The organism is Kribbella sp. CA-253562, assembly GCF_050942265.1.
Taxonomy (GTDB): Bacteria; Actinomycetota; Actinomycetes; order Propionibacteriales; family Kribbellaceae; genus Kribbella.
In genome coordinates, this window is sequence record NZ_CP192049.1 from 430,387 (window position 1) to 449,523 (window position 19,137).

At 69.4% G+C, this 19,137-nt stretch carries 21 protein-coding genes; 14 read left to right on the forward strand and 7 right to left on the reverse strand.

Features of this window, described 5'->3' with window-relative positions:
• Window positions 1-299 precede the first annotated feature (299 nt).
• Genes ACQPXM_RS02105 through ACQPXM_RS02115 form a run of 3 tightly spaced genes read left to right on the forward strand, consistent with a single transcriptional unit; the run spans window position 300 to window position 1,930 of the window.
• On the forward strand, window positions 300-692 hold the full coding sequence (locus ACQPXM_RS02105) for a YbaB/EbfC family nucleoid-associated protein (protein ID WP_432950921.1): 393 nt from the start codon (window positions 300-302) through the stop codon (window positions 690-692).
• A gap of 1 nt (window position 693) precedes the next feature.
• Entirely contained in the window at window positions 694-1,293 is a 600-nt protein-coding gene (recR, locus tag ACQPXM_RS02110) for a recombination mediator RecR (RefSeq protein WP_077017959.1), read from the forward strand.
• Window positions 1,286-1,930 carry a DUF5063 domain-containing protein gene (locus tag ACQPXM_RS02115; RefSeq protein WP_432944152.1) on the forward strand — a complete coding sequence of 215 codons (645 nt, stop codon included), beginning with the start codon at window positions 1,286-1,288 and terminating at the stop codon, window positions 1,928-1,930. Before recR ends, ACQPXM_RS02115 begins: the two co-directional genes overlap by 8 nt.
• Here the strand turns inward: ACQPXM_RS02115 and ACQPXM_RS02120 are convergent.
• Entirely contained in the window at window positions 1,830-2,561 is a 732-nt protein-coding gene (locus tag ACQPXM_RS02120; RefSeq protein ID WP_432944154.1) for a hypothetical protein, read from the reverse strand. The two genes, ACQPXM_RS02115 and ACQPXM_RS02120, sit on opposite strands and share 101 nt — an antisense overlap.
• Before the next feature lie 44 nt (window positions 2,562-2,605).
• On the opposite strand from ACQPXM_RS02120, the gene ACQPXM_RS02125 reads away from it, so the two are divergent.
• From ACQPXM_RS02125 to ACQPXM_RS02145, 5 genes are read left to right on the forward strand one after another with little or no spacing between them, the layout of a single operon-like run.
• Window positions 2,606-3,247, forward strand: coding sequence for a serine/threonine-protein kinase (locus tag ACQPXM_RS02125; protein ID WP_432944156.1), 642 nt, complete (start codon window positions 2,606-2,608; stop codon window positions 3,245-3,247).
• An 8-nt stretch (window positions 3,248-3,255) separates the two neighbouring features.
• Window positions 3,256-4,056 (forward strand): hypothetical protein, encoded by an 801-nt coding sequence (locus ACQPXM_RS02130; protein ID WP_432944158.1) that lies wholly within the window; start codon window positions 3,256-3,258, stop codon window positions 4,054-4,056.
• Between the two features lie 17 nt (window positions 4,057-4,073).
• On the forward strand, window positions 4,074-4,727 hold the full coding sequence (locus ACQPXM_RS02135; protein WP_432944160.1) for a hypothetical protein: 654 nt from the start codon (window positions 4,074-4,076) through the stop codon (window positions 4,725-4,727).
• 47 nt (window positions 4,728-4,774) lie between these two features.
• Window positions 4,775-5,350 (forward strand): TetR/AcrR family transcriptional regulator, encoded by a 576-nt coding sequence (locus ACQPXM_RS02140; protein WP_432944162.1) that lies wholly within the window; start codon window positions 4,775-4,777, stop codon window positions 5,348-5,350.
• A gap of 25 nt (window positions 5,351-5,375) precedes the next feature.
• Entirely contained in the window at window positions 5,376-6,566 is a 1,191-nt protein-coding gene (locus tag ACQPXM_RS02145; RefSeq protein ID WP_432944164.1) for a Cmx/CmrA family chloramphenicol efflux MFS transporter, read from the forward strand.
• Here ACQPXM_RS02145 and dinB read toward each other — a convergent pair whose 3' ends face one another.
• Window positions 6,567-7,760 (reverse strand): DNA polymerase IV, encoded by a 1,194-nt coding sequence (gene dinB / locus ACQPXM_RS02150; RefSeq protein WP_432944166.1) that lies wholly within the window; start codon window positions 7,758-7,760, stop codon window positions 6,567-6,569.
• A 107-nt stretch (window positions 7,761-7,867) separates the two neighbouring features.
• On the opposite strand from dinB, the gene ACQPXM_RS02155 reads away from it, so the two are divergent.
• Complete coding sequence (locus tag ACQPXM_RS02155) at window positions 7,868-9,076, forward strand: MFS transporter (protein ID WP_432944168.1); 1,209 nt, start codon at window positions 7,868-7,870, stop codon at window positions 9,074-9,076.
• A 321-nt stretch (window positions 9,077-9,397) separates the two neighbouring features.
• Here ACQPXM_RS02155 and ACQPXM_RS02160 read toward each other — a convergent pair whose 3' ends face one another.
• The 3 genes from ACQPXM_RS02160 to ACQPXM_RS02170 form a co-directional block, all read right to left on the reverse strand.
• The gene (locus tag ACQPXM_RS02160) at window positions 9,398-9,802 is read right to left on the reverse strand and encodes a MerR family transcriptional regulator (protein WP_432944170.1); all 405 of its coding nucleotides are present in this window, start codon (window positions 9,800-9,802) and stop codon (window positions 9,398-9,400) included.
• Between the two features lie 86 nt (window positions 9,803-9,888).
• The gene (locus ACQPXM_RS02165) at window positions 9,889-10,422 is read right to left on the reverse strand and encodes an SRPBCC domain-containing protein (RefSeq protein ID WP_432944172.1); all 534 of its coding nucleotides are present in this window, start codon (window positions 10,420-10,422) and stop codon (window positions 9,889-9,891) included.
• Entirely contained in the window at window positions 10,415-10,759 is a 345-nt protein-coding gene (locus ACQPXM_RS02170; protein WP_432944174.1) for an ArsR/SmtB family transcription factor, read from the reverse strand. The genes ACQPXM_RS02165 and ACQPXM_RS02170 overlap by 8 nt, the downstream gene beginning before the upstream one ends.
• 258 nt (window positions 10,760-11,017) lie before the next feature.
• Between ACQPXM_RS02170 and ACQPXM_RS02175 the strand changes: the two genes are divergently transcribed.
• The 3 genes from ACQPXM_RS02175 to ACQPXM_RS02185 are packed head-to-tail and all read left to right on the forward strand — an operon-like array spanning window position 11,018 to window position 13,838.
• The gene (locus tag ACQPXM_RS02175) at window positions 11,018-12,286 is read left to right on the forward strand and encodes an aspartate kinase (RefSeq protein WP_077017949.1); all 1,269 of its coding nucleotides are present in this window, start codon (window positions 11,018-11,020) and stop codon (window positions 12,284-12,286) included.
• Window positions 12,283-13,380: an aspartate-semialdehyde dehydrogenase gene (locus tag ACQPXM_RS02180; protein ID WP_432944176.1), complete on the forward strand. Its 1,098-nt coding sequence runs from the start codon at window positions 12,283-12,285 to the stop codon at window positions 13,378-13,380. The genes ACQPXM_RS02175 and ACQPXM_RS02180 overlap by 4 nt, the downstream gene beginning before the upstream one ends.
• The gene (locus ACQPXM_RS02185; protein WP_432944178.1) at window positions 13,377-13,838 is read left to right on the forward strand and encodes an N-acetyltransferase family protein; all 462 of its coding nucleotides are present in this window, start codon (window positions 13,377-13,379) and stop codon (window positions 13,836-13,838) included. The genes ACQPXM_RS02180 and ACQPXM_RS02185 overlap by 4 nt, the downstream gene beginning before the upstream one ends.
• 15 nt (window positions 13,839-13,853) lie before the next feature.
• Here the strand turns inward: ACQPXM_RS02185 and ACQPXM_RS02190 are convergent, their stop codons facing one another.
• On the reverse strand, window positions 13,854-14,846 hold the full coding sequence (locus ACQPXM_RS02190; RefSeq protein ID WP_432944180.1) for a helix-turn-helix domain-containing protein: 993 nt from the start codon (window positions 14,844-14,846) through the stop codon (window positions 13,854-13,856).
• A 454-nt stretch (window positions 14,847-15,300) separates the two neighbouring features.
• Between ACQPXM_RS02190 and ACQPXM_RS02195 the strand changes: the two genes are divergently transcribed.
• A complete protein-coding gene (locus tag ACQPXM_RS02195) occupies window positions 15,301-16,425 on the forward strand; it encodes a trypsin-like serine protease (RefSeq protein ID WP_432944182.1) in 1,125 nt (374 codons plus the stop codon).
• Between the two features lie 90 nt (window positions 16,426-16,515).
• Window positions 16,516-17,001 (forward strand): hypothetical protein, encoded by a 486-nt coding sequence (locus tag ACQPXM_RS02200; protein WP_432944184.1) that lies wholly within the window; start codon window positions 16,516-16,518, stop codon window positions 16,999-17,001.
• A gap of 48 nt (window positions 17,002-17,049) precedes the next feature.
• Here ACQPXM_RS02200 and ACQPXM_RS02205 read toward each other — a convergent pair whose 3' ends face one another.
• Entirely contained in the window at window positions 17,050-18,990 is a 1,941-nt protein-coding gene (locus ACQPXM_RS02205) for a CocE/NonD family hydrolase (protein WP_432944186.1), read from the reverse strand.
• Window positions 18,991-19,137: the final 147 nt, after the last annotated feature.

Consider the following 19,137-nt stretch of genomic DNA (forward strand, 5'->3'; position numbering starts at 1 on the left):
ATGCACCGGCAAGGCGGCGTACAACCGGCTCCATCAACAGCTGTCAACAGGTTGTCCACAGGGGTGGTGTGTATTTGTGGACAGATCCGCCGCCGACGAACCCGCCTAAGTGTGCACATGTTCTCCACATCCTGTGGATAACCCGGGTCCACACCATGTGGACACCTATCGGTTTCCGCTCATCGGTTGCCTGCCGCTGGGGTTGTCGGGCGGACCGGCTAGGCTCAGGGGCAAGCGGAACAGTCCGACGGGAGATCTCGGTGTTCGACGGTGGCGGTGGGCAGGGCGGCGGCTTCGACATGTCCGAGCTGCTGGCGCAGGCTCAGGCGATGCAGAACCAGCTGATGGAAGCTCAGGCCAACCTGGAGAACCAGGAGGTCGAGGGCACCGCGGGTGGTGGCCTGGTGACCGCGATGGTGTCGGGGACCGGTGAGCTGCTCAGCTTGACGATCAACCCGAAGGCGGTGGATCCGGACGACACCGAGACGCTGGCCGACCTGATCGTGGCCGCCGTACGGGACGCCTCGGAGAACGCCAAGGAGGTCGCGGCCCGGGCGATGGGTCCGCTGGCCGGTGGTCTGGGTGGAGGTCTGCCTGGACTCGGTGGCGGTCCGGAGGCTCTGCCGGGCAACGATCAGGGCCCCATCGGGTTCACCCGGCCGGGCGGTCAGCCCGGTCAGAACCCGGGCTGACGTGTACGAAGGGGCCGTCCAGGACCTCATCGACGAACTCGGCCGGCTCCCCGGCGTCGGTCCGAAGTCCGCGCAGCGCATCGCGTTCCACCTGCTCGCCGCCGACGAGACCGACGTCCGCCGGCTGGCCCACGTGCTGGTGCAGGTCAAGGAGAAGGTCAAGTTCTGCGAGATCTGCGGGAACGTCTCCGAGGAGACGCAGTGCCGGATCTGCCGTGACCCGCGCCGCGACCTCGCGCTGATCTGCGTGGTCGAGGAGGCCAAGGACGTGGTCGCGATCGAGCGGACGCGGGAGTTCCGTGGCCGCTACCACGTGCTCGGCGGGGCGATCTCGCCGATCGAGGGGATCGGACCCGACGAACTGCGGATCCGTGAACTGATGCAACGGCTGGCCAGCGGCGAGGTGACCGAGATCATTCTCGCCACCGACCCGAACCTCGAAGGTGAGGCGACCGCCACCTATCTGAGCCGGTTGCTCCGGCCCATGGGGTTGCGCGTCACCCGTTTGGCCAGTGGACTACCTGTAGGCGGTGATCTCGAGTACGCCGACGAGGTCACACTCGGACGGGCGTTTGAAGGGCGACGATCGATCGATGACTGACTCAACCGATATTGCGGAACGCGCGTTGGACACCGACAACGAGGACCTGACCGAGTTCGCCGAACAGATCGCCGACCAGGTGCAGAGCTTCCTGATCTCGGTGCGCGACATCGCGGCGCAACCGGACGAGGACGGGGTCGACGAGGGGCTCGCCTCGCTGCCGTACCTGCTGCTCGAGGTCAGCCAGTTGCTGCTCGCCGGCGGCCGGCTCGGTGCGTTCGAAGACTTCGTGCCGGCCGAGCGTTTCGAGAGCGACGCCGGTCCGGACCCGGACCTGGACGCCATGCGCGACCGGCTGGCGGTGCTGTTCGAAGGGCTCGACGAGTACGCCGAGGTCTTCGACCCGTACGCCGCGCCGCCGGAAATCACCGTCAACCGGCTCTCCGACGACCTGACCGCGATCGCGACCGACCTGGTGCACGGGCTCGCCCACTACCAGTCCGGCCGGATCATCGAGGCGTTGTGGTGGTGGCAGTTCTCCTACGTCTCCACCTGGGGCGCGGCCGCGAGCGCCGTACTGCGGGCGATCCAGTCGCTCATCGCTCACGACCGGCTGGAGCCGGCGCACGACCCGGAGACCGAGGCGACTGATCGGGAGCTGGTCGAGGTGGCCGAGGAAGTCGTCCAGCGCCGCTGACCACCAGCACCATCGACCGTACGGCGATCCAGCCGATGATCACGGTCACCAGCGTCAGGACGACGACCGTCAGAACGTCAGCACCCGGTACGCCGGTCGCGGCGAGCCAGTGGATCCCGTACGTGCCACTGGCCGCCGTGGTGAAGGTCAGGGCCCAGAAGCCCAGCCCGAACGGCAGCCGGGCGTACGTCGGGATCAGCGCGAGCTGCGCGAGGATCAGCAGTACGAACGTGCCGAGCAATGCGTGCTGGAACAGGTCGGGCCGTCCGCCGTCGAGAGCGAACCAGGCGTTGCCACCCACTGCGGGCGGTGCGGCGAAGATGGCCAGGGTCGGGACGAGCGCGGCGGGCAGTGCGGGCCTGAAGGCCAGTCTGCCGAGTAGAGCCGCGCCCAGCAGCAGCCACATCAGGATGCCGACGCCAAAGGATCCGTAGCCGACCTCAGGCAGTCCGACGGTCGCCAGACTCTGCGCACCGATCAGACCGGCGGCCACCGTCGGCAGTAGGTAGCCCGCATGCAGCTGGTCGATGTCACGCTGGCGGATCAGCAGCCGGGTGAAGAACAGAACTGCCAGCGCCACGACTGCCACGCGGTTGACCTGCAGCGCCTCACTCGCGGCCGTACTCCCCACGGTGGGATAGCGTGAGCCGCCGGTGAGGCCGAGGAGGCGCAGAGGTGCAGCACGACGATCCGGCGGTGGTCGGCCCGTTCGTGATCCAGGCGCGGCTGGGCAGCGGCGCGATGGGCACGGTGCACCTGGCCCGCTCGCCGGGCGGTCGACTGGTGGCGCTCAAGGTGATCCGCCCCGAACTGGCCGATGATCCCGGGTTCAGGGCGCGCTTCGGGCGGGAGATCGAGGCGGTCCGCAAGGTCGGCGGCGCGTTCACGGCCGCCGTGGTCGACGCCGATCCGGACGCCGAGCGGCCCTGGCTCGCCACCGAGTACCTGCCGGGGCCGACCCTGCAGCAGGCGGTCGACGCGGAGGGGCCGCTGAGGCCGGACGGAGTCCGGTACGTCGCGGCCGGGCTGGCCGAGGCGTTGGTCGCGATCCACCGAGCCGGCGTCGTGCACCGCGATCTCAAGCCGTCCAACATCCTGCTCACCGACAACGGACCGCGGGTGATCGACTTCGGCATCGCGCGGGCGCTGGAGGACGTGAACCTGACGGCCACCGGCATCGTGATCGGTACGCCGGGTTACCTCTCGCCCGAGCAGCTCACCGGCGCGCCTGTCGGGCCGGCGTCGGACCTGTTCTCCCTCGGTGGGGTGGTGGTGTTCGGGCGACCGGGCACGGGCCGTTCGGCCGGGGGCCGCTGAGCGCCCTCATGCACCGGGTGGTGCACGAGGATCCGCGGATCCCGCCGTTGCCCGACGATGTCGCCGGGGTGGTTCGCGGGTGCCTGTCGCGACGCCCGGAGCAGCGGCCGACGCCGGCCGGCGTACTGACGGCGCTCATTCCGGTGCATCCAGTGAAGTTGCCGACGGCAACCACGATGCACTTCCCCACGCGCGTCGTCGAACCGACGCCGAGCAGCAGCACCTTTGCGGATCCACCGGCGCCGGCCCACTTGCCCACAGAGCGCCAACCGCCGACGCGGCCCGCTCGGTTGCCGGAACAGCCCGTGGGGCCGACCTTCACGACCAGCCGGACCTGGTCGGTGCTGATGACCCTCTGGCTGACGCTCTTCACCGTTTCCATGGGCTTGTTCTCCAACAGCTCCGCCCGGATGGGATACGAGGGGCAGGCCCTCGTCTGCTGGCTGATCAGCTTGGTCGGCCTGCGGATGCTCGCCTGGCGATTGCCCTTCCTGTTCAGCCGCAAAGTCCGTCTCGTGGTGAGCGCCGACGGACTGACGACGACACGCGCCGGCCGAACCGGATCCGTCCCCTGGTCGAGCGTTTCGCGGATCCGCCTGGTCGGTCATGGCCGGCGGATCTGGCTGGTGGTCTGGATCGACCCCGCCCGCGCCGGCGAGCTGCCCGCGTCACGCCGCCGATTCCACGGCGGGCACCGGATCTTCCCGGTCGCGCAGGGCTCGACCAACCGGCGCCGGATCCGGCAGCTCGGCGAGTTGCGGGCCGCTCTCACCTGGTACGCCGGGCGCCTGTTCGACGAGAACTATTGACCCGGTTGAATGGCCGGGTGTCCGTTCACGAACTCATCGCCCGGCTTCCCGACGTCGCGACCGTCCTGCGGGTGAGCCGCGCGCTCGCGGTGCTCGACCTGATCGTTTGCGAGGACCCGGCGTACCGGTACTACTCGTTCGACGCGCGCTGGTCCGCGACCGAGGAGGCCGCGTTGATGGTCGACGGGTCGGGTGACGAGTACTCGCTGGTGTTCTCGCCCGACGGCGTCTTCGCCCGTGGGTTCGCGCACGAGTCGCCGATGTCGCCGTACGGCAACCATGGGGAGTTGTGGCCCGGCCTGCTCGACGGGGTTCCGGTGGAGCTGCACGCGGCACGGGACGAGCCGGCCTTTCGTGACGACGAGGACGGCGTGCTGAACGCGACGGTGTGCTTCTGGCGGACGCCGGCCGACGAGGGCTGGGTCTGCGGGCCGGTCGAACCGCAGGGCGACGACGGCGCCGAGCGCTTGTTCGGGCTGCTGACCGAGGGGCCGGAGGCGTATCTCACCTTCGCCGAGGACAACTACGAGGTCGCGCTGGACCTGGACGCGATCCGGCACGTCTACGCGCTGATGCCGCTCACCGAATACGTCGTCACCTCGCTCAACCGCAACCGCCGGCTCGCCGACCTCAAGGACGACATCGCCGAGATCGGCTACCCGCGCAGCTGACCAGCGTTTTGAACTGATCGATCCAAAACCCTGGTAACATCGGTCGCATGGCCCGACCGAAAACGTTCGACGAGGACGCCGCGACCGACGCGGCGATGCGTGCCTTCTGGGCGAACGGCTACGAGGGGACCTCGACGCAAGACCTGTGCGAGGCGACCGGGCTGGGTCGCAGCAGCATCTACAACACGTTCGCGGGCAAGCACGAGTTGTTCGAGCGCTCGCTCGCGCGCTACATCGAGCGGAAGACCGGCAGCACGCTGGAGCTGCTGGCCGGTGACCTGCCGGTCGCGGAGAAACTCCGCACGATGCTGTACGGCGCTGTCGATCCGCCTGCCGACGAGCCGCTCGGCTGCCTGGTGGTCAACTCCCTGATCGAGCTCGGGCCGCACGACGCGGTGATCGCCGCGCAGTTGCGCGCGGACGCCCAGGTGCGCCTGGCCGCGCTGACGACGGCGATCGAGGCCGGCCAGCGGGCCGGGGAGATCAGCCCGGACAAGGATGCCGCGAGTCTGGCGCAGTTCGTCGTCGCGACGATCAGCGGGATCCGGGTGCTGGCGCGCGGCGGTGCCGGCCGTGCCGAGCTGGCGGCGATCGCCGAGACCGCGCTCACCGCTCTTTCCTGACCGTCCGTCCTGAGGAGGAGTTTCGATGCCGCCTGCCGTCTACGTCCTGGGCCTGGCGATCTTCGCGCAGGGAACGTCCGAGTTGATGCTCGCCGGTCTGCTGCTCGAGCTGTCGGCCGACCTCGGCGTCTCCGTTCCGACCGCGGGCCTGCTGATCTCGGCGTTCGCGATCGGCATGCTGGCGGGAGCTCCAGTGCTCGCCGTCGTGACCCTGCGCTGGCCACGGCGTACGGCGTTGCTGAGCTTTCTCGCCGTGTTCGTGCTGGCCCATGTGGCAGGCGCGTTGACGCCGAACTACGAAGTGCTGCTCGTCTCGAGGATCGTCGGCGCGTTCGTGTACGCCGGGTTCTGGGCCGTCGCGGCGGTGACGGTCGTGGGTCTGGTGCCCAGCGACCGGCGAGGCCGCGCGATGAGCATCCTGGCGGGAGGGTTGACCGTGGCAACCATCGTCGGCCTGCCCGCCGGCACGGTGATCGGCCAGCACCTCGGGTGGCGCGCGGCGTTCTGGGTGGTCGCGGCACTGTCCACGATCGCGATGACCGGCGTTATCGCAACGGTGCCGGGCGGCCGGTCCGCGGCCGGGGCTCCCCGCCTCGGTGACGAGCTCCGCGCGATGGTGAACCCGAAGCTGTGGCTGGCCTACTCGACGACGGCGCTGTCCGTCGGCGCCTTGATCGTCGTCTTCAGCTACCTGGCGCCGCTGCTCGTCGAGGTGTCCGGCCTGTCCGCCGAGTGGGTGCCGGCCGTGCTCGCCCTGTACGGCGTGGGCGCGCTGGCCGGGATCACGATCGGCGGCCGGACCGCGGACCGGCGACCGTTCGGCACGCTCTTCGCCGGTCTGGCGGCCGTGGTCCTGCTCTGCGTCGTACTGGCGTTGGGAGCCGGTCAGCCGGTGGTTGCCGTCGTCGCGATCACTCTGCTCGGAGCAGCCGGTTTCGCGACGAACCCGGCGGTGAACACCCGGGTGTTCAGCCTGGCCGGCCGGGCTCCGACGCTCGCGGCGGCGATCAACATCTCAGCCTTCAACGTCGGCATCACGGTCGCGCCGTGGCTCGGTGGACGAGCGATCGACGCCGGTGCGGGATACCGCGCACTCGGCTGGATCGGCGCGGCGCTCGCGGTGCTCGGCCTGGTGACGGTGGCGGTCGCGTTGGCCGGGACGGCGCGGACCGGCGCCGTCCGGGACGAGCTCGAGGATCCCGCGCCGGTGCGCTGATCAGTCCGGCAGCATCGGGACGGTGAGGCCCTGGTCGCGGCCGAGCAAGCTGCCCCGGGTGATCGCGTTGGTGCCGAACTTGTCCCGCACGTGGTCGAGAGCGCTGTCGAGCTCGCTGTTGCTCGCCTTGTCGAACGGCAGGGCGAGCTGCACGGTCGACTCGTTCTCCAGGTTGCCGACCGCGATGCCGACCAGCGTGATGCCCTGCTTCTCGATCAGCGGCCGGGCCTCGGCGAGCAGCGCCCGGGCGGTGATCAGCAGTGTGCGCGTGTGATCTGTTGCCTGAGGCAACGTGTGGGACCGGGTCACCCGAGTGAAGTCGTCGAAGCGCAGGCGCAGCGTCACGGTCCGGCCCGATCGCCCGGCTGACCGCATCCGCCGGGTCACCCGGTCGACGAGGCCGGCCAGGACGGCGTCCAGGGTCTCGGGCGACTTCGGTGAGCGGCCGAGGGCGCGCTGGGAGCCGATCGAGCGGCGGCGCCGGCCGACCTCGATCGGCCGCGGGTCGCGGTTGTGGGCCAGCGCGTGCAGATGCCGGCCGGACGCGCGACCGAGCATCGCGATCAGCGCGGCCTCCGGCAGCATCGCGACGTCGCCGACCGTCGTCAGGCCGCGGGACCGGAGCTTCTCCGCTGTCACCTCGCCGACGCCCCACAACTTCTCCACGGCGAGTGGGTGCAGGAACTCGAGCTCCTGATCGGGCGGTACGACCAGTAGGCCGTCGGGCTTGGCAACGCCGCTGGCCACCTTCGCGAGGAACTTCGTCCGGGCGACGCCGACGGTGATCGGCAGACCCACCTTGGCGAGCACGTCGGCGCGGAGCCGGCGAGCGATCTCGACCGGCGTACCGGAGATCTTGCGCAGGCCGCCGACGTCGAGGAACGCCTCGTCGATCGACAAGCCTTCGACCAGTGGCGTGGTGTCCTCGAAGACGCGGAAGACGGCTTTGCTGGCTTCGGAGTACGCCGCCATGCGGGGCTGGACGACGATCGCCTGCGGGCACAGGCGCATCGCCTGGCCGCCGTTCATCGCGGTCCGGACGCCGAGGGCCTTGGCCTCGTAGCTGCAGGCGAGCACGACGCCGGCGCCGACGATCACCGGGCGGCCGCGCAGGCGAGGGTCGTCACGCTGCTCGACCGACGCGTAGAAGGCGTCGAGGTCGGCGTGCAGGATCGTCGCGCCGGATTGGGACACGAACACATGTTCGCATACACTGTCACGGTGAGCTAGGGATGTGATTCGTTCCGATTAGGGAGAAATCCGGAGGCGGGGTGTCGGCGTGACAGGACAGAATGCGGTCCATGGACCTGTCGGCGTACCGCGCACTCTGGAGAACTCGTGGGGTGGCGTCACTGCTGGCCTCGGCCCTGGTGGCCCGGCTGCCGGTGATGGCGTCGATGGTGCCGGTGTCGTTCCTGGCCAAGGACGCGGCCGGCAGCTTCGGGTTCGCCGGCGTCGTCGCGGGCGCGTACTCGATCGGTACGGCGGTGGGCGGGCCGATCTGGTCGCGGCTGGCCGATCGCCGGGGTGGCAAGTGGGTCGTCATCGGGACCGGCGTGGCCTGGAGCCTGGCGATGTTCGCGCTCGCCCTCCTGCCGAACGAGTGGTACCGGGCGATGCCCCTGGTCTCCGCGCTCGCCGGCGCGTTCGTGTCGCCGATCACCGCGACCCTGCGCGCCGCCTGGCCGCGGCTGGTGCAGGGATCGCGGCTGCGCGCGGTCTACGCGCTCGACGCGACCGCCCAGGAGGTGCTGTTCGCGATCGGGCCGATGCTCGGCGCGCTGGTGGTCAGCTTCGTCAGCCCGCGGGCCGGCGTCCTGTCGGCCGCGGCCGTCGCGTTGGTGTCGGTCTGGTGGTACGGCGTACAGCAGCAGCCGGCGATGCGGCACGACGAGTCCGTCCAGCGATTGACCGCGCCGCAGCTGCTCTGGCATCGCTATCGGTTGCCGCTGATCCTCGCGTTCGCGTTCTGCGTCACGGCGTTCGCGTCGGTGTCGCTCGGGATCGTGGCGTTCGCCGACGACCACGGGAACCGGTTGATCGCCGGCGTACTGGAAACGGTCTGGGCGGTCGGCAGCCTGCTCGGCGGGCTGATCGTCGGGACGCTGCCCGGCCGGCGCAACTCGTTCGTCTGGCGACGGGCACTGCTGGTCTCGGTCGGCATGCTGGCGTGCGTGTTCGCGACCTGGTCACCGGTGTCGCTGGGCATCGCGCTACTGCTGTCGGGCTGCGTGCTGGCGCCAACCGTCGGCGCGCTGTACGAGCGGCTCGGCGCGATGACGCCGGACTCGGTCCGCACCGAGATCTTCGGCTGGATGGGCAGCGGCGCGATGATCGGCGGGGCGCTCGGCTCGGCGCTCGCGGGGCTGGTCGTCGAGACCTTCGGGGTGAAGTACGTCTGGCTGCTCGCGGCAGTCCTCACCCTGCTGGCGACGCTTTCGCTGCTGCACATCCCACCCCACCGCCCGGCCGACGAGGAGATCACCGTCGAAGAGGTCGCTGTCGCCTGAGCAGCTTGTCACGCCGGCGGGATGGGGCCAGCGGAGGTGATGTTGCCGACGGCTTGGATCGCCTCGGTGTGCCGGACTGGCGGCCGGGGGTTTGCGCTCGCTTCGGTGTGCGGGACTGGCAGCCGGGGGTTTGCGCTCGCTTCGGTGTGCGGGACTGGCAGCCGGGGGTTTGCGCTCGCTTCGGTGTGCGGGACTGGCAGCCGGAGGTTCGCGCTCGCCTCGGTGTGCTGGACTGGCGGCCGGAGACTCGCGCTCGCCTCGCCCTGCGGTCGGGGGGTCATCGACTGTTGCGAGGCCGTTCGACGGTGTTCGCCGGCGGGATCAGTCGCGGGGTGGCGGGTCGTTGCCGTCCTCGGCGGCCTGGTAGGCGGCGATCTTCCAGTCGATGACCTCGAGGTCGGCCTCCAGTTGAGCCAGGTCCATGGCGACGCGTTCACGGTGGGCCCGGAGCAGCGCGAGGCGGCCGGCGCGGAGGTGGTCGCCGGCTCGGACGTGTTCGGCGAACTCGCGGACCTGTTCGACCGGCATGCCGGTTCGGCGCAGGCGCAGCAGGATGTCGAGCAGGCCGAGGGCGTCGGGGGTGAAGCGGCGGCGGCCGCCGGAGTCGCGGGGGAGGTCGCCGAACAAGCCCTCCCGGTCGTAGTACCGCAAGGTCTCCACCGGTAGGCCGGAGACGCGTGAAGCCTCGCCGATGGTGACGGCTGCTGCCAGTTCCTCCTGGATCATGCGGTCAGCTTGCTCCCTGGAGTGCGCTCCAGGTCAAGCTTTTTCCAGCAGGGCTCCCGGTCAGGCTCTTCCAGCAGGGCTCCAGGTCAAGCTCTTTCCAGCAGCTCCGTCCACAGGGGTTTCAGGTGGAGCTGCGCGTCGGCCCAGGAGACCGCCGCGGGATCGCGACCGGCGACGAACTCGGTGAGGCGGTTGAGGAAGTCCTCCCAGCCGTAGCCGTACTCGGCCGCTGTCGTCGCGATCGTGCGGGAGTGGATGAGGGTGAGCTCGGTGCTGGTGCCGGCGGGTTCCAGGAGGAGCTCGACGGTGGAGTCGGGTTCGCCTGGCCAGGTCCAGCGGGCTTGGACGGTGGTGGGTGGGGCGCACGCGGTGATGTGGAGGGTGGCGACGTCCTGGTCCGGTGGGGACATGGTCAAGTGGACGACGCCGCCGACCTGCGGCGTACCGGTGAGGTCGCCGAGCCAGCGGCTGAGGCGGGACGGCGTGGTCCAGGCCGACCAGACGTCCTGGATGTCGGCGTCGTAACTCCGGCGCAGTACGACGGAGTACATGTCCGCCGTCACCGGCATCCGCGTGATGCTGCGCGAAGTCGCGCCGAGCAACTGGGCGAGGTCAGGCATCAGGTGTCTCCCGGGCGGCAGCGCGGCGACCCCGGCGCAGTTCCGTGTCGAGCGCGTCCAAGCGATTGGTCCAGAACTTGCGGTAGCGGTCCAGCCACGCGTCGATCTCGCGCAGCGGCTCCGTGTCGACGGCGTACAGGCGGCGGGTGCCGTCGACGGTGACGGTGGCGAAGCCGTTGTCGCGCAGCACGCGCAGGTGCTGGGAGACAGCCGGCTGGCTGATGCCGAACTCGGTCCCGATCGTGGCCGCGATCTGCCCGGCCGGGAGCTGACCGTCGGCGAGCAGCTCCAGGATCCGGCGCCGGACCGGGTCGCCGAGAATGTCGAAGGCGTGCATGACCACAGTATTTCAGTGATGACTTATATAAACAAGTGCTCCGTCGCCCGGAAGGTCTTCGGCGCTGGCCCGCCGGGACCCGCGTTCCTGCGCGCCGCGCGGCCGGCCGCCGAACGGGTCGCCCAGGTCCTGGTCAGGCAGGAGACAACGAGTTGGTCACGGCTAGAATGAGGCGACCGAACACGCCTGGTGCAGCGCCGCACGGCGTACCGCAACCAGTGTTGCTCGCTGGGGACCAAGCTTTGAGGAGACACAGCTGTGGGACGCGTCGTGCACAAGTACGGCGGTTCTTCGGTCGCTGACGCCGATTGCATCAAGCGTGTGGCCCAACGGATCGTCGCGACGAAGAAGGCCGGGAACGACGTGGTGGTGGTCATCTCCGCCATGGGCGACACCACCGACGAACTGATGGACCTGGCCCAGCAGGTCTCGCCATTGCCGCCGCCGCGCGAGCTCGACATGCTGCTCACCTCGGGTGAGCGGATCTCGGCCGCCCTGCTGGCGATGGCGATCGCGAACCTGGGCTACGAGGCCCGGTCGTTCACCGGTTCGCAGGCCGGCGTGATCACCACCTCGGCGCACGGCAACGCCCGGATCATCGACATCACGCCGAGCCGGATCGAGGACGCGCTGGCCGAGGGGCACGTCGCGATCGTGGCCGGCTTCCAGGGCGTCGCCCAGGACACCAAGGACGTCACCACGATGGGCCGCGGCGCCTCCGACACCACCGCGGTGGCGCTGGCCGCCGCGCTCGAGGCGGACTACTGCGAGATCTACACCGACGTGGACGGCATCTTCACCGCGGACCCGCGGATCGTGCCGGCCGCCCAGCAGATCCCGAAGATCTCCTACGAGGAGATGCTCGAGATGGCAGCCTGTGGCGCCAAGGTCCTGCACCTGCGTTGCGTGGAGTACGCGCGGCGCTACAACGTCCCCGTCCACGTGCGCTCCTCCTTCTCCCAGAAGGAAGGCACCTGGGTCGTCGATGCGAAGGAACTGAATCAGATGGAACAGGCGATCATCTCCGGCGTGGTCCAGGACCGTAACGAGGCCAAGATCACCGTGGTCGGCGTACCCGACAAGCCCGGTGAGGCGGCCCGGATCTTCGAGACGGTGGCCGGTGCCGAGACCAACATCGACATGATCGTGCAGAACGTGTCGGCGGTGGCGACCAACCGCACCGACATCTCCTTCACGCTGCCCCGCGTCGACGGTGCCCGGGCGATGTCGGCCCTGGCCCGGATGAAGGACGCGGTGGGCTACGAGCAGTTGCTGTACGACGACCAGATCGGCAAGGTCTCGGTGGTCGGTGTCGGAATGCGCTCGCACCCGGGCGTGTCCGCGAAATTCTTCTCCGCGCTCGCCGACGCCGGCGTGAACATCGAGATGATCTCCACCTCGGAGATCCGGATCTCGGTGGTCGTGGACGAGAACCTGGTGGACGTCGCCGTGACCGCGGCGCACACCGCATTCGACCTTGACGACGAGCACACCCAGGCCGTCGTCTACGGAGGAACAGGACGGTGACCCCGGTGAACGCTGCGGACGGCACGATCGACGAGCGGGCGGGCCTGCCCACGCTGGCGGTGGTCGGGGCGACCGGCGCCGTCGGCACGGTGATGCTCACCCTGCTCTCCACCCGGGAGAACGTCTGGGGTGAGATCCGGCTGATCGCGTCCGAGCGTTCCGCGGGCAAGCGGCTCAAGGTCCGGGGCGAGGAGGTCGAGGTGGTCGCGATCTCCGAGGCCGCCTTCGACGGCGTCGACGTGGCGATGTTCGACGTCCCGGACGAGATCTCCGCGCGGTGGGCGCCGATCGCGGCCGCCAAGGGCGCGGTCGTGGTGGACAACTCCGGCGCGTTCCGGATGGACCCCGACGTCCCGCTGGTGGTGCCGGAGGTGAACGCCGAGGCGGCCCGCAACCGGCCGAAGGGCATCATCTCCAACCCGAACTGCACGACCCTGTCGATGATCGTCGCGATGGGCGCGCTGCACCACCGCTACGAGCTGGAGCAGCTGGTCGTCGCGTCGTACCAGGCGGCCTCGGGTGCCGGTCAGGAAGGCATCGACGCGCTGTACGACCAGCTGATGAAGGTGGCCGGCAACCGCGAGCTCGGTACGACGCCCGGCGACGTACGCCGCGTGATCGGCAACGCGCTCGGCCCGTTCCCTGCGCCGCTGGTGATGAACGTCGTGCCGTGGGCCGGTTCGCTCAAGGAGGACGGCTGGTCGTCCGAGGAGCTGAAGGTCCGCAACGAGTCGCGCAAGATCCTCAACCTGCCCGATCTGAAGGTGTCCGCGACGTGTGTCCGGGTGCCGGTGATCACCACGCATTCGCTGTCGGTGCACGCGCGGTTCGCCCGCGAGGTGGACGTCGACGAGGCGCGCGAGGTCCTTCGGGACGCGCCGGGCGTGATCTTGTTCGACAACCCGGCCGAGGGCGAGTTCCCGACCCCGGCCGACGTGGTCGGCACCGACCCGACGTGGGTCGGCCGGCTCCGCAAGTCGCTGGACGACCCGCAGGCGCTGGAGCTGTTCGTCTGCGGCGACAACCTGCGCAAGGGCGCCGCGCTGAACACGGCGCAGATCGCCGAGGTCGTCGCCAAGGAGTTCGCCGCTTGAGCGAGCCGGTCGTGATCCGGCCGGTCGAACCGGCCGATCTGACCGCTTGGCGACCCTTGTGGGACGGCTACAACGCCTTCTACGGCAGGGCCGGCGCCACGGCCCTGCCGGAGCAGAACACGGCCGCGACCTGGTCGCGGTTCTTCGATCCGGCCGAGCCGGTTTTTGGTCTGGTCGCGGACAGCGAGCGCGGCCTACTCGGCCTGGCGCACTACCTGTTCCATCGCAACACCATCCAGCTCGCGCCGACCTGCTACCTGCAGGACCTGTTCACCACCGAGGACGCTCGGGGACGCGGGGTCGGGCGGGCGCTGATCGACGCCGTCCGGGAGCGTGCGGCCGAGGCCGGCGCGCAGGGCCTGTACTGGCACACTCATCAGACCAATCGCGCCGCTCGCCTGCTGTACGACAAGGTCGCGGTGGACACCGGCTTCGTCGTCTACCGGATGTCCACCTAGAACCTCACGTCGTATCTACAGCCAGTTCTCGCGGGCCGCGTGCAAGGCGAGCTGGAAGCGCGTGCTCGCGCCGGTGCGGTTCATCAGGCGCTCCAAGTACCGGAAGAACGTACGCCGGCTGATGCCCAATGTCCGAGCGATCGTGTCGTCCGCAGCCCCCGTTGCCAGCAGCGCAAGCAATCGCCGTTCGATCGGTTCGAGGCGATCGTCCTCCGCGCCGACGGACGCGTGCAGCGGCAGGGCGTTGCGCCAGCAGAGCTCGAACATGCCGATCAGTGCGGTCAGCAGACTGCTCGGCCGGATGATCAGCAGGGACCGGTTCACGTCGGTGTCGCGCACCGACATCGACACGAACGCGATCGAGCCGTCGATGATCGTCAGCTTCGCCGGGACGTCGGGCAGCACCCGCGCCTGCTCGCCGGCTTCCACACAGGGCAGGATGTTCTCGGTCAGGTAGCCGGGCACCTCGACCGACTCCGGTGAGTAGACCACCCGGTAGGCGACGCCGCGGTTGAGCTGCTCGATCTCCATCTGGTTCGGCCCCGCGCCCAGGTAGTACGGCGGGGAGTCGATCGCCAGGATCTCGCGTTGCGCGCTGCCCTTGATCTGGTTGATCCGCTCGACGATCGCCGTCCCGGTGACCACCTCGATCAGGTGCGTGGTCGACTCGTTGTGCACGGTCCGGCGGAACTCGTCGTAGGCGTTGAGCACCTCGATCCGGGCCTGCTTCAGCTCGGACTCCCGGCGCAGCGTGAGCGCCTCCAGCCCGGCGTCGGGAGGGACCGGCAGGAACCGCGAGTGGTCCGACCCGGACCGGCGCGCCAGCCCGGCCTGGACCAGGCCGCCGAGCGTGTCCTCGATGCCGGCCTCGCGACCGGCGACCACCGCGTCCAGCTCGCTGACCGACGACGGTCCGGCCCGGAGCAGGTGCTGGTAGACCAGGATCTCGTCGTGGTTGAGCCCCAGCACCCGCAAGTGCTCGGCACGCTCCGTATCGGTCGAGCCCATCGCCGTCCCCTCCCTCCCGTGCGCGGTCACCGTGGGCAACCGCCACTCCAGGGTAGAACCATCCGTGCCGGCTGGATCGTACTGTCCGTGCTGCGGTCACTGCGGTGAGCGATGATTGTTGTCCTGTCAGCATTCTTGTGCCGTGTCACCATCTGGCCACCGTTTCCGCGCAGTTGTGAGCGAGAATTGAGGTCCAGCAGCCCGGCGACGGACCACCTGAGCGCCGCCGGGCTGCTGTTCCAATTCTGGCCCGAGTTCGTGGCCGCGGCAGCACCGCCCGTTTCGGTTGGGTCTCGATCCCGGCGCATCGGTGCCCTCGCACTCCCGTGCCATCACCGGCTGTGCCGGAGGGTGTACAAACTGTGCAACCGAGGCAGTTTTCGAGGAGGCACCGCCCATGCTTCTGACCCGCCGATCTTTGACGACACTGTTGAAATCCGCCGCTCTGTGCGCGATGACCGCCGCCCTGGTCATCGTGCCCGCCCACTCGGCGAGCGCCGGCTCCACCTCCGCCCAAGGTGAGCCCGAGCCCCGAGTCGTCGGTGGAACCCGCGCGTTGCAAGGGGAGTTTCCGTGGATGGTGAGGCTGTCCATGGGATGTGGTGGTTCGATGTACACCAATCAGCTCGTGCTGACCGCCGCGCACTGCGTGGGTTCCACCGGCAACAACACCTCGATCACCGCCACTGTCGGCGTGGTCGACCTGCAGGACACGTCGGCGACGAAGGTGCGTTCGACGTACGTGCACCGCTCGCCCACCTACGGCACCAGCACCGGGGGCGACTGGGCGCTGATCAAGCTGGCCAGCCCGATCACCGGCGTACCGACGTTGCCGATCACCACCAGTACGGCGTACGACACCGGTACGTTCACGGTGGCCGGCTGGGGTGCGGCCAGCGAGGGTGGCGCGCAGCAGCGGTACTTGCTCAAGGCCCAGGTCCCGTACGTCGACGACGTGACGTGCCGCGACGCCGGTCCGTACTACAGCGACCTGATCTTCGCGGCCGAGTTGTGCGCCGGGCAGATGGGGACCGGTGGCGTCGACACCTGCCAGGGTGACTCCGGTGGACCGATGTTCCGGCGGGACAACGCGAACGCGTGGATCCAGGTCGGCATAGTCAGCCACGGCGACGGTTGTGCCCGGCCGAGCGCGCCCGGCGTCTACACCCAGGTGAGCACGTTCGCGTCGGCGATCGCTGCCGCGGCCGCAAACCTCGGGGGTGGGACAGGCCCGACCTGTGGGCCGTTCACCAACAACACCGACGTCGCCATCCCCGACCGGGGTGCGGCCGTCACCAGCTCGGTCACGGCGACCGGCTGCACCGGCAGCACGTCGTCCGCGCGGGTCGCGGTCAACATCGTGCACACCTACCGGGGTGATCTGGTCATCGACCTGCTCGCTCCCGACGGTTCGTCGTACCGGCTGAAGAACTCCGGCAGCGACTCCGGCGACAACATCAACACGACGTACTCCGCGACCGTCAGCAACGAGGTCCGCAACGGCACCTGGCGCCTCCGGGTCCAGGACGTCGCCTCGGCCGACGTCGGCTACATCAACTCCTGGTCGATCACGCTGTAGTCCGCAACGATCACCCGAGGCCCCCGGCACCGCCCACCGGGGGCCTCGGCCTGTTCCGGTTGTGCCCCGCGGCTAGGTGAGGATAGGAAGATGCGCTGTCTGCTGACCGGTCTCGCCGCCCTCGGCGCGGTCGCGATGCTGCTGGGCGGTGTCGCGCTGATGGTCGTCGGCGGGTTCAACGTCTATGAGGATCGCCAGGCCTACCAGGTCGCGTTCAAGCAGCCCGGCGAGGGATGCGGGATGCAGGAGGTCGAGCTCGACGTGGGCAGCGGAGCGCCGCTGTACTGCGGGCCTGCCGGTCTCCGTCTCCCCGATCAACCTCCTCCGTCCTTCCCGGGCTTCACAGCCGAGCAGAACAAGGAAGTGCTCGGGCTGGCGCTCGAGCTGGGCAAGGACGGTTTGCCGAAGGCCGAACAGGACCGCGTCCAAGAAGTGGTCGACCGGTACGCCGCACGGACGCCGCCCTCGGCGCTCGATCGGGACGGGTGGTGGGGAGCACCGCGGTTCTGGGTCGGCTTGGTGCTCGCGGCTACCGGTGCGGTCGGCTGGGTCGTGCTGCGGCGCACAGCCGGATGAGCAGAACCCCCGGATCCGTGCTGGATCCGGGGGTTCTGGTCGTTCAGGTCAGCGGCTGGCCTCGACGAACTGGCGCATCAGTTCGACGGGGTCGTTGGAGGGTTCGGGCTGGGCCAGGGAGTCCGCCGGGATCCGGGACCGCGGGGTGTCCGTGGTCGCGAGGTCGGGGGCGCTGGTCAGCGGGAGGGTGAGGGACGACCGGGTCGGGTCGAGCGTGACGGTCGCGCCGGTGAACGGGATCGACGGGTTGTCGGGTTCGACGGTCAGCACCAGGCCGAGGCGGTGGCCGGCGGCGAAGACGACGTCGTCGGCGTTCAGCTCGAAGGTCAGGTCGTACCACTTGCCGGACTGCAGGGACTCCTTGCGGTTCAGCGACTTGTAGTGGCCGATGTCGGCCAGCGTGCGGACCGCGATCGACGCGTCCGAGACGGCCGTGTTGATCTGTGTCTTCGCGTAGCACCCGGTGTCGAGCGTGTTGCCGTCCCCCCAGCAGACGCTGGTGTTCGGCACGTTGGTGACGTCGCGGTAGCGGGTCGCCGTACCGTAGTCGACCAGCCGGGCCTTGATCCCGGCCGCGGCCTTGTCGACCTTCACGCGGACCGCGACCTTGCCGGTGCCGGACATCCGGACCGACTGCTCCAGGTCGTTGCTGAGGAACACCGCCCGGTCGGTGCGCTGCGCGGTCGGATCCAGTACGACGGTGTCGGCCGAGGGCTGGCTGGTCCCGGTGAAGCTGACCGGGTCCGACGACGCGGCCGCGATCGACAGCCCGCCGGTCTTGGAGTCCAGCGGCTTGCTCAGGTTGAGCTTGGTGTTCCGTACGCCGGTCGCCGGCCAGCGCGGCTCGTCGACGAACGAACCGTCCTCGCGCTGCATGGTCGCCTGCGGGGTCTTCATCACGTCGTTCTGCAAGCCCTGCAGCCAGTAGTCGAACCACGGGTGCAGCTTGTTCACCCACTCGTCGCGGAAGCTGAACCCGTCCAGGTGCACGCCCTGGTGCAGGAAGATCTTGCGCGGCACGCCACGCTGGGCCAGTTCGTCCCACCACTCGCCGAAGTGCCGGGTCTTCACGTTCTCGTCGCCGAGCCCGTGCACGACGTACACGCTGGCCTTCACGTTGCTCGCGTCGAGCCGGTAGTTCCGCGGGTCCCACCACTTGCTGTACGAGCCGGTGCGGGTGTCGGAGTCCTGCTCGATGATGTTGGTGAGCTGCTCGCAGCGCGGCGACGCGTCGTTGCTCACGTAGTCGTGCAGGAAGCCCATGTACTCGTCGTAGAAGGGGACGCCGAAGCCACGGGTGTAGTCGTACCAGGACGAGATCGCCGCGATCGGCACGATGGTCTCCAGACCCCGCACGCCGGTGCTGGCGACCGAATTGGCGATCGTGCCGTTCCAGGAGACGCCGATCATGCCGGCCTTGCCGGTCGACCAGTCGGCCTTCGCCTTCGCGCCGGCCGGGGTGTAACCGGGGACGCGGTTGTTCAGCCAGTCGATCACGGCCTTGGTGCCGAGCACCTCGAGATCCGCTCCGACGTCGCTGCAGCCGGTCGAGCGGAACGTGCCCGGCATGTCGACGAAGGCCACGGCGTACCCGCGGGGCACGAAGTAGTTGTCCAGCCAGCTCCCGTACACCTGCCGGGTGCCGTCGGCGTCGAAGTAGGTCTTCGGGTCACCCGCGTAGTACGGCGACGCCTGGATGATCACCGGGATGTCGATCCCGGCCTGGGCGGCTTCGCCGGGCCGGACGATGTCGACGGTGACCCGGTCCTTGACGCCGTTCGCGTCCCCGTCGACGCCGGGCACCTCGACCTCGACGCGCTCGTGGACCGCGTTGTCGTAGTCGTACGCGGCGACGGTCTGGGTCCCCTGCACGAACGGTTTGCTCGGTGGGCCTGCGGTCGCGGTCAGCGACGCGATCGGCGCCAGTGCCGCGGTGGCGAGTAGGGCGACTCCGGTCCGAAAGGCCGTACTCGATCTGGATCTGCGCATGCGTGTCTGCTCCCCAATGGGCGGTGGGTGGAGCACCTCGGCCCTCCCTCGACAGGGCCGTTGTGGTGAACGCACCTTAAGCAGAACCTGACACCGCTGTCAGCACGCATCTCACCCGACTGGTCACGATGCGTGCAGGTCAGGGGA

Coding starts and splice junctions, on each gene's coding strand:
- ACQPXM_RS02105 (WP_432950921.1), top strand. CDS start 300: ATGTCCGAGCTGCTGGCGCAGGCTCAGGCGATGCAGAACCAGCTGATG.
- ACQPXM_RS02115 (WP_432944152.1), top strand. CDS start 1,286: ATGACTGACTCAACCGATATTGCGGAACGCGCGTTGGACACCGACAAC.
- ACQPXM_RS02130 (WP_432944158.1), top strand. CDS start 3,256: ATGCACCGGGTGGTGCACGAGGATCCGCGGATCCCGCCGTTGCCCGAC.
- ACQPXM_RS02140 (WP_432944162.1), top strand. CDS start 4,775: ATGGCCCGACCGAAAACGTTCGACGAGGACGCCGCGACCGACGCGGCG.
- ACQPXM_RS02145 (WP_432944164.1), top strand. CDS start 5,376: ATGCCGCCTGCCGTCTACGTCCTGGGCCTGGCGATCTTCGCGCAGGGA.
- ACQPXM_RS02155 (WP_432944168.1), top strand. CDS start 7,868: ATGGACCTGTCGGCGTACCGCGCACTCTGGAGAACTCGTGGGGTGGCG.
- ACQPXM_RS02160 (WP_432944170.1), bottom strand. CDS start 9,802: ATGATCCAGGAGGAACTGGCAGCAGCCGTCACCATCGGCGAGGCTTCA.
- ACQPXM_RS02165 (WP_432944172.1), bottom strand. CDS start 10,422: ATGCCTGACCTCGCCCAGTTGCTCGGCGCGACTTCGCGCAGCATCACG.
- ACQPXM_RS02170 (WP_432944174.1), bottom strand. CDS start 10,759: ATGCACGCCTTCGACATTCTCGGCGACCCGGTCCGGCGCCGGATCCTG.
- ACQPXM_RS02190 (WP_432944180.1), bottom strand. CDS start 14,846: ATGGGCTCGACCGATACGGAGCGTGCCGAGCACTTGCGGGTGCTGGGG.
- ACQPXM_RS02195 (WP_432944182.1), top strand. CDS start 15,301: ATGACCGCCGCCCTGGTCATCGTGCCCGCCCACTCGGCGAGCGCCGGC.
- ACQPXM_RS02200 (WP_432944184.1), top strand. CDS start 16,516: ATGCGCTGTCTGCTGACCGGTCTCGCCGCCCTCGGCGCGGTCGCGATG.
- ACQPXM_RS02205 (WP_432944186.1), bottom strand. CDS start 18,990: ATGCGCAGATCCAGATCGAGTACGGCCTTTCGGACCGGAGTCGCCCTA.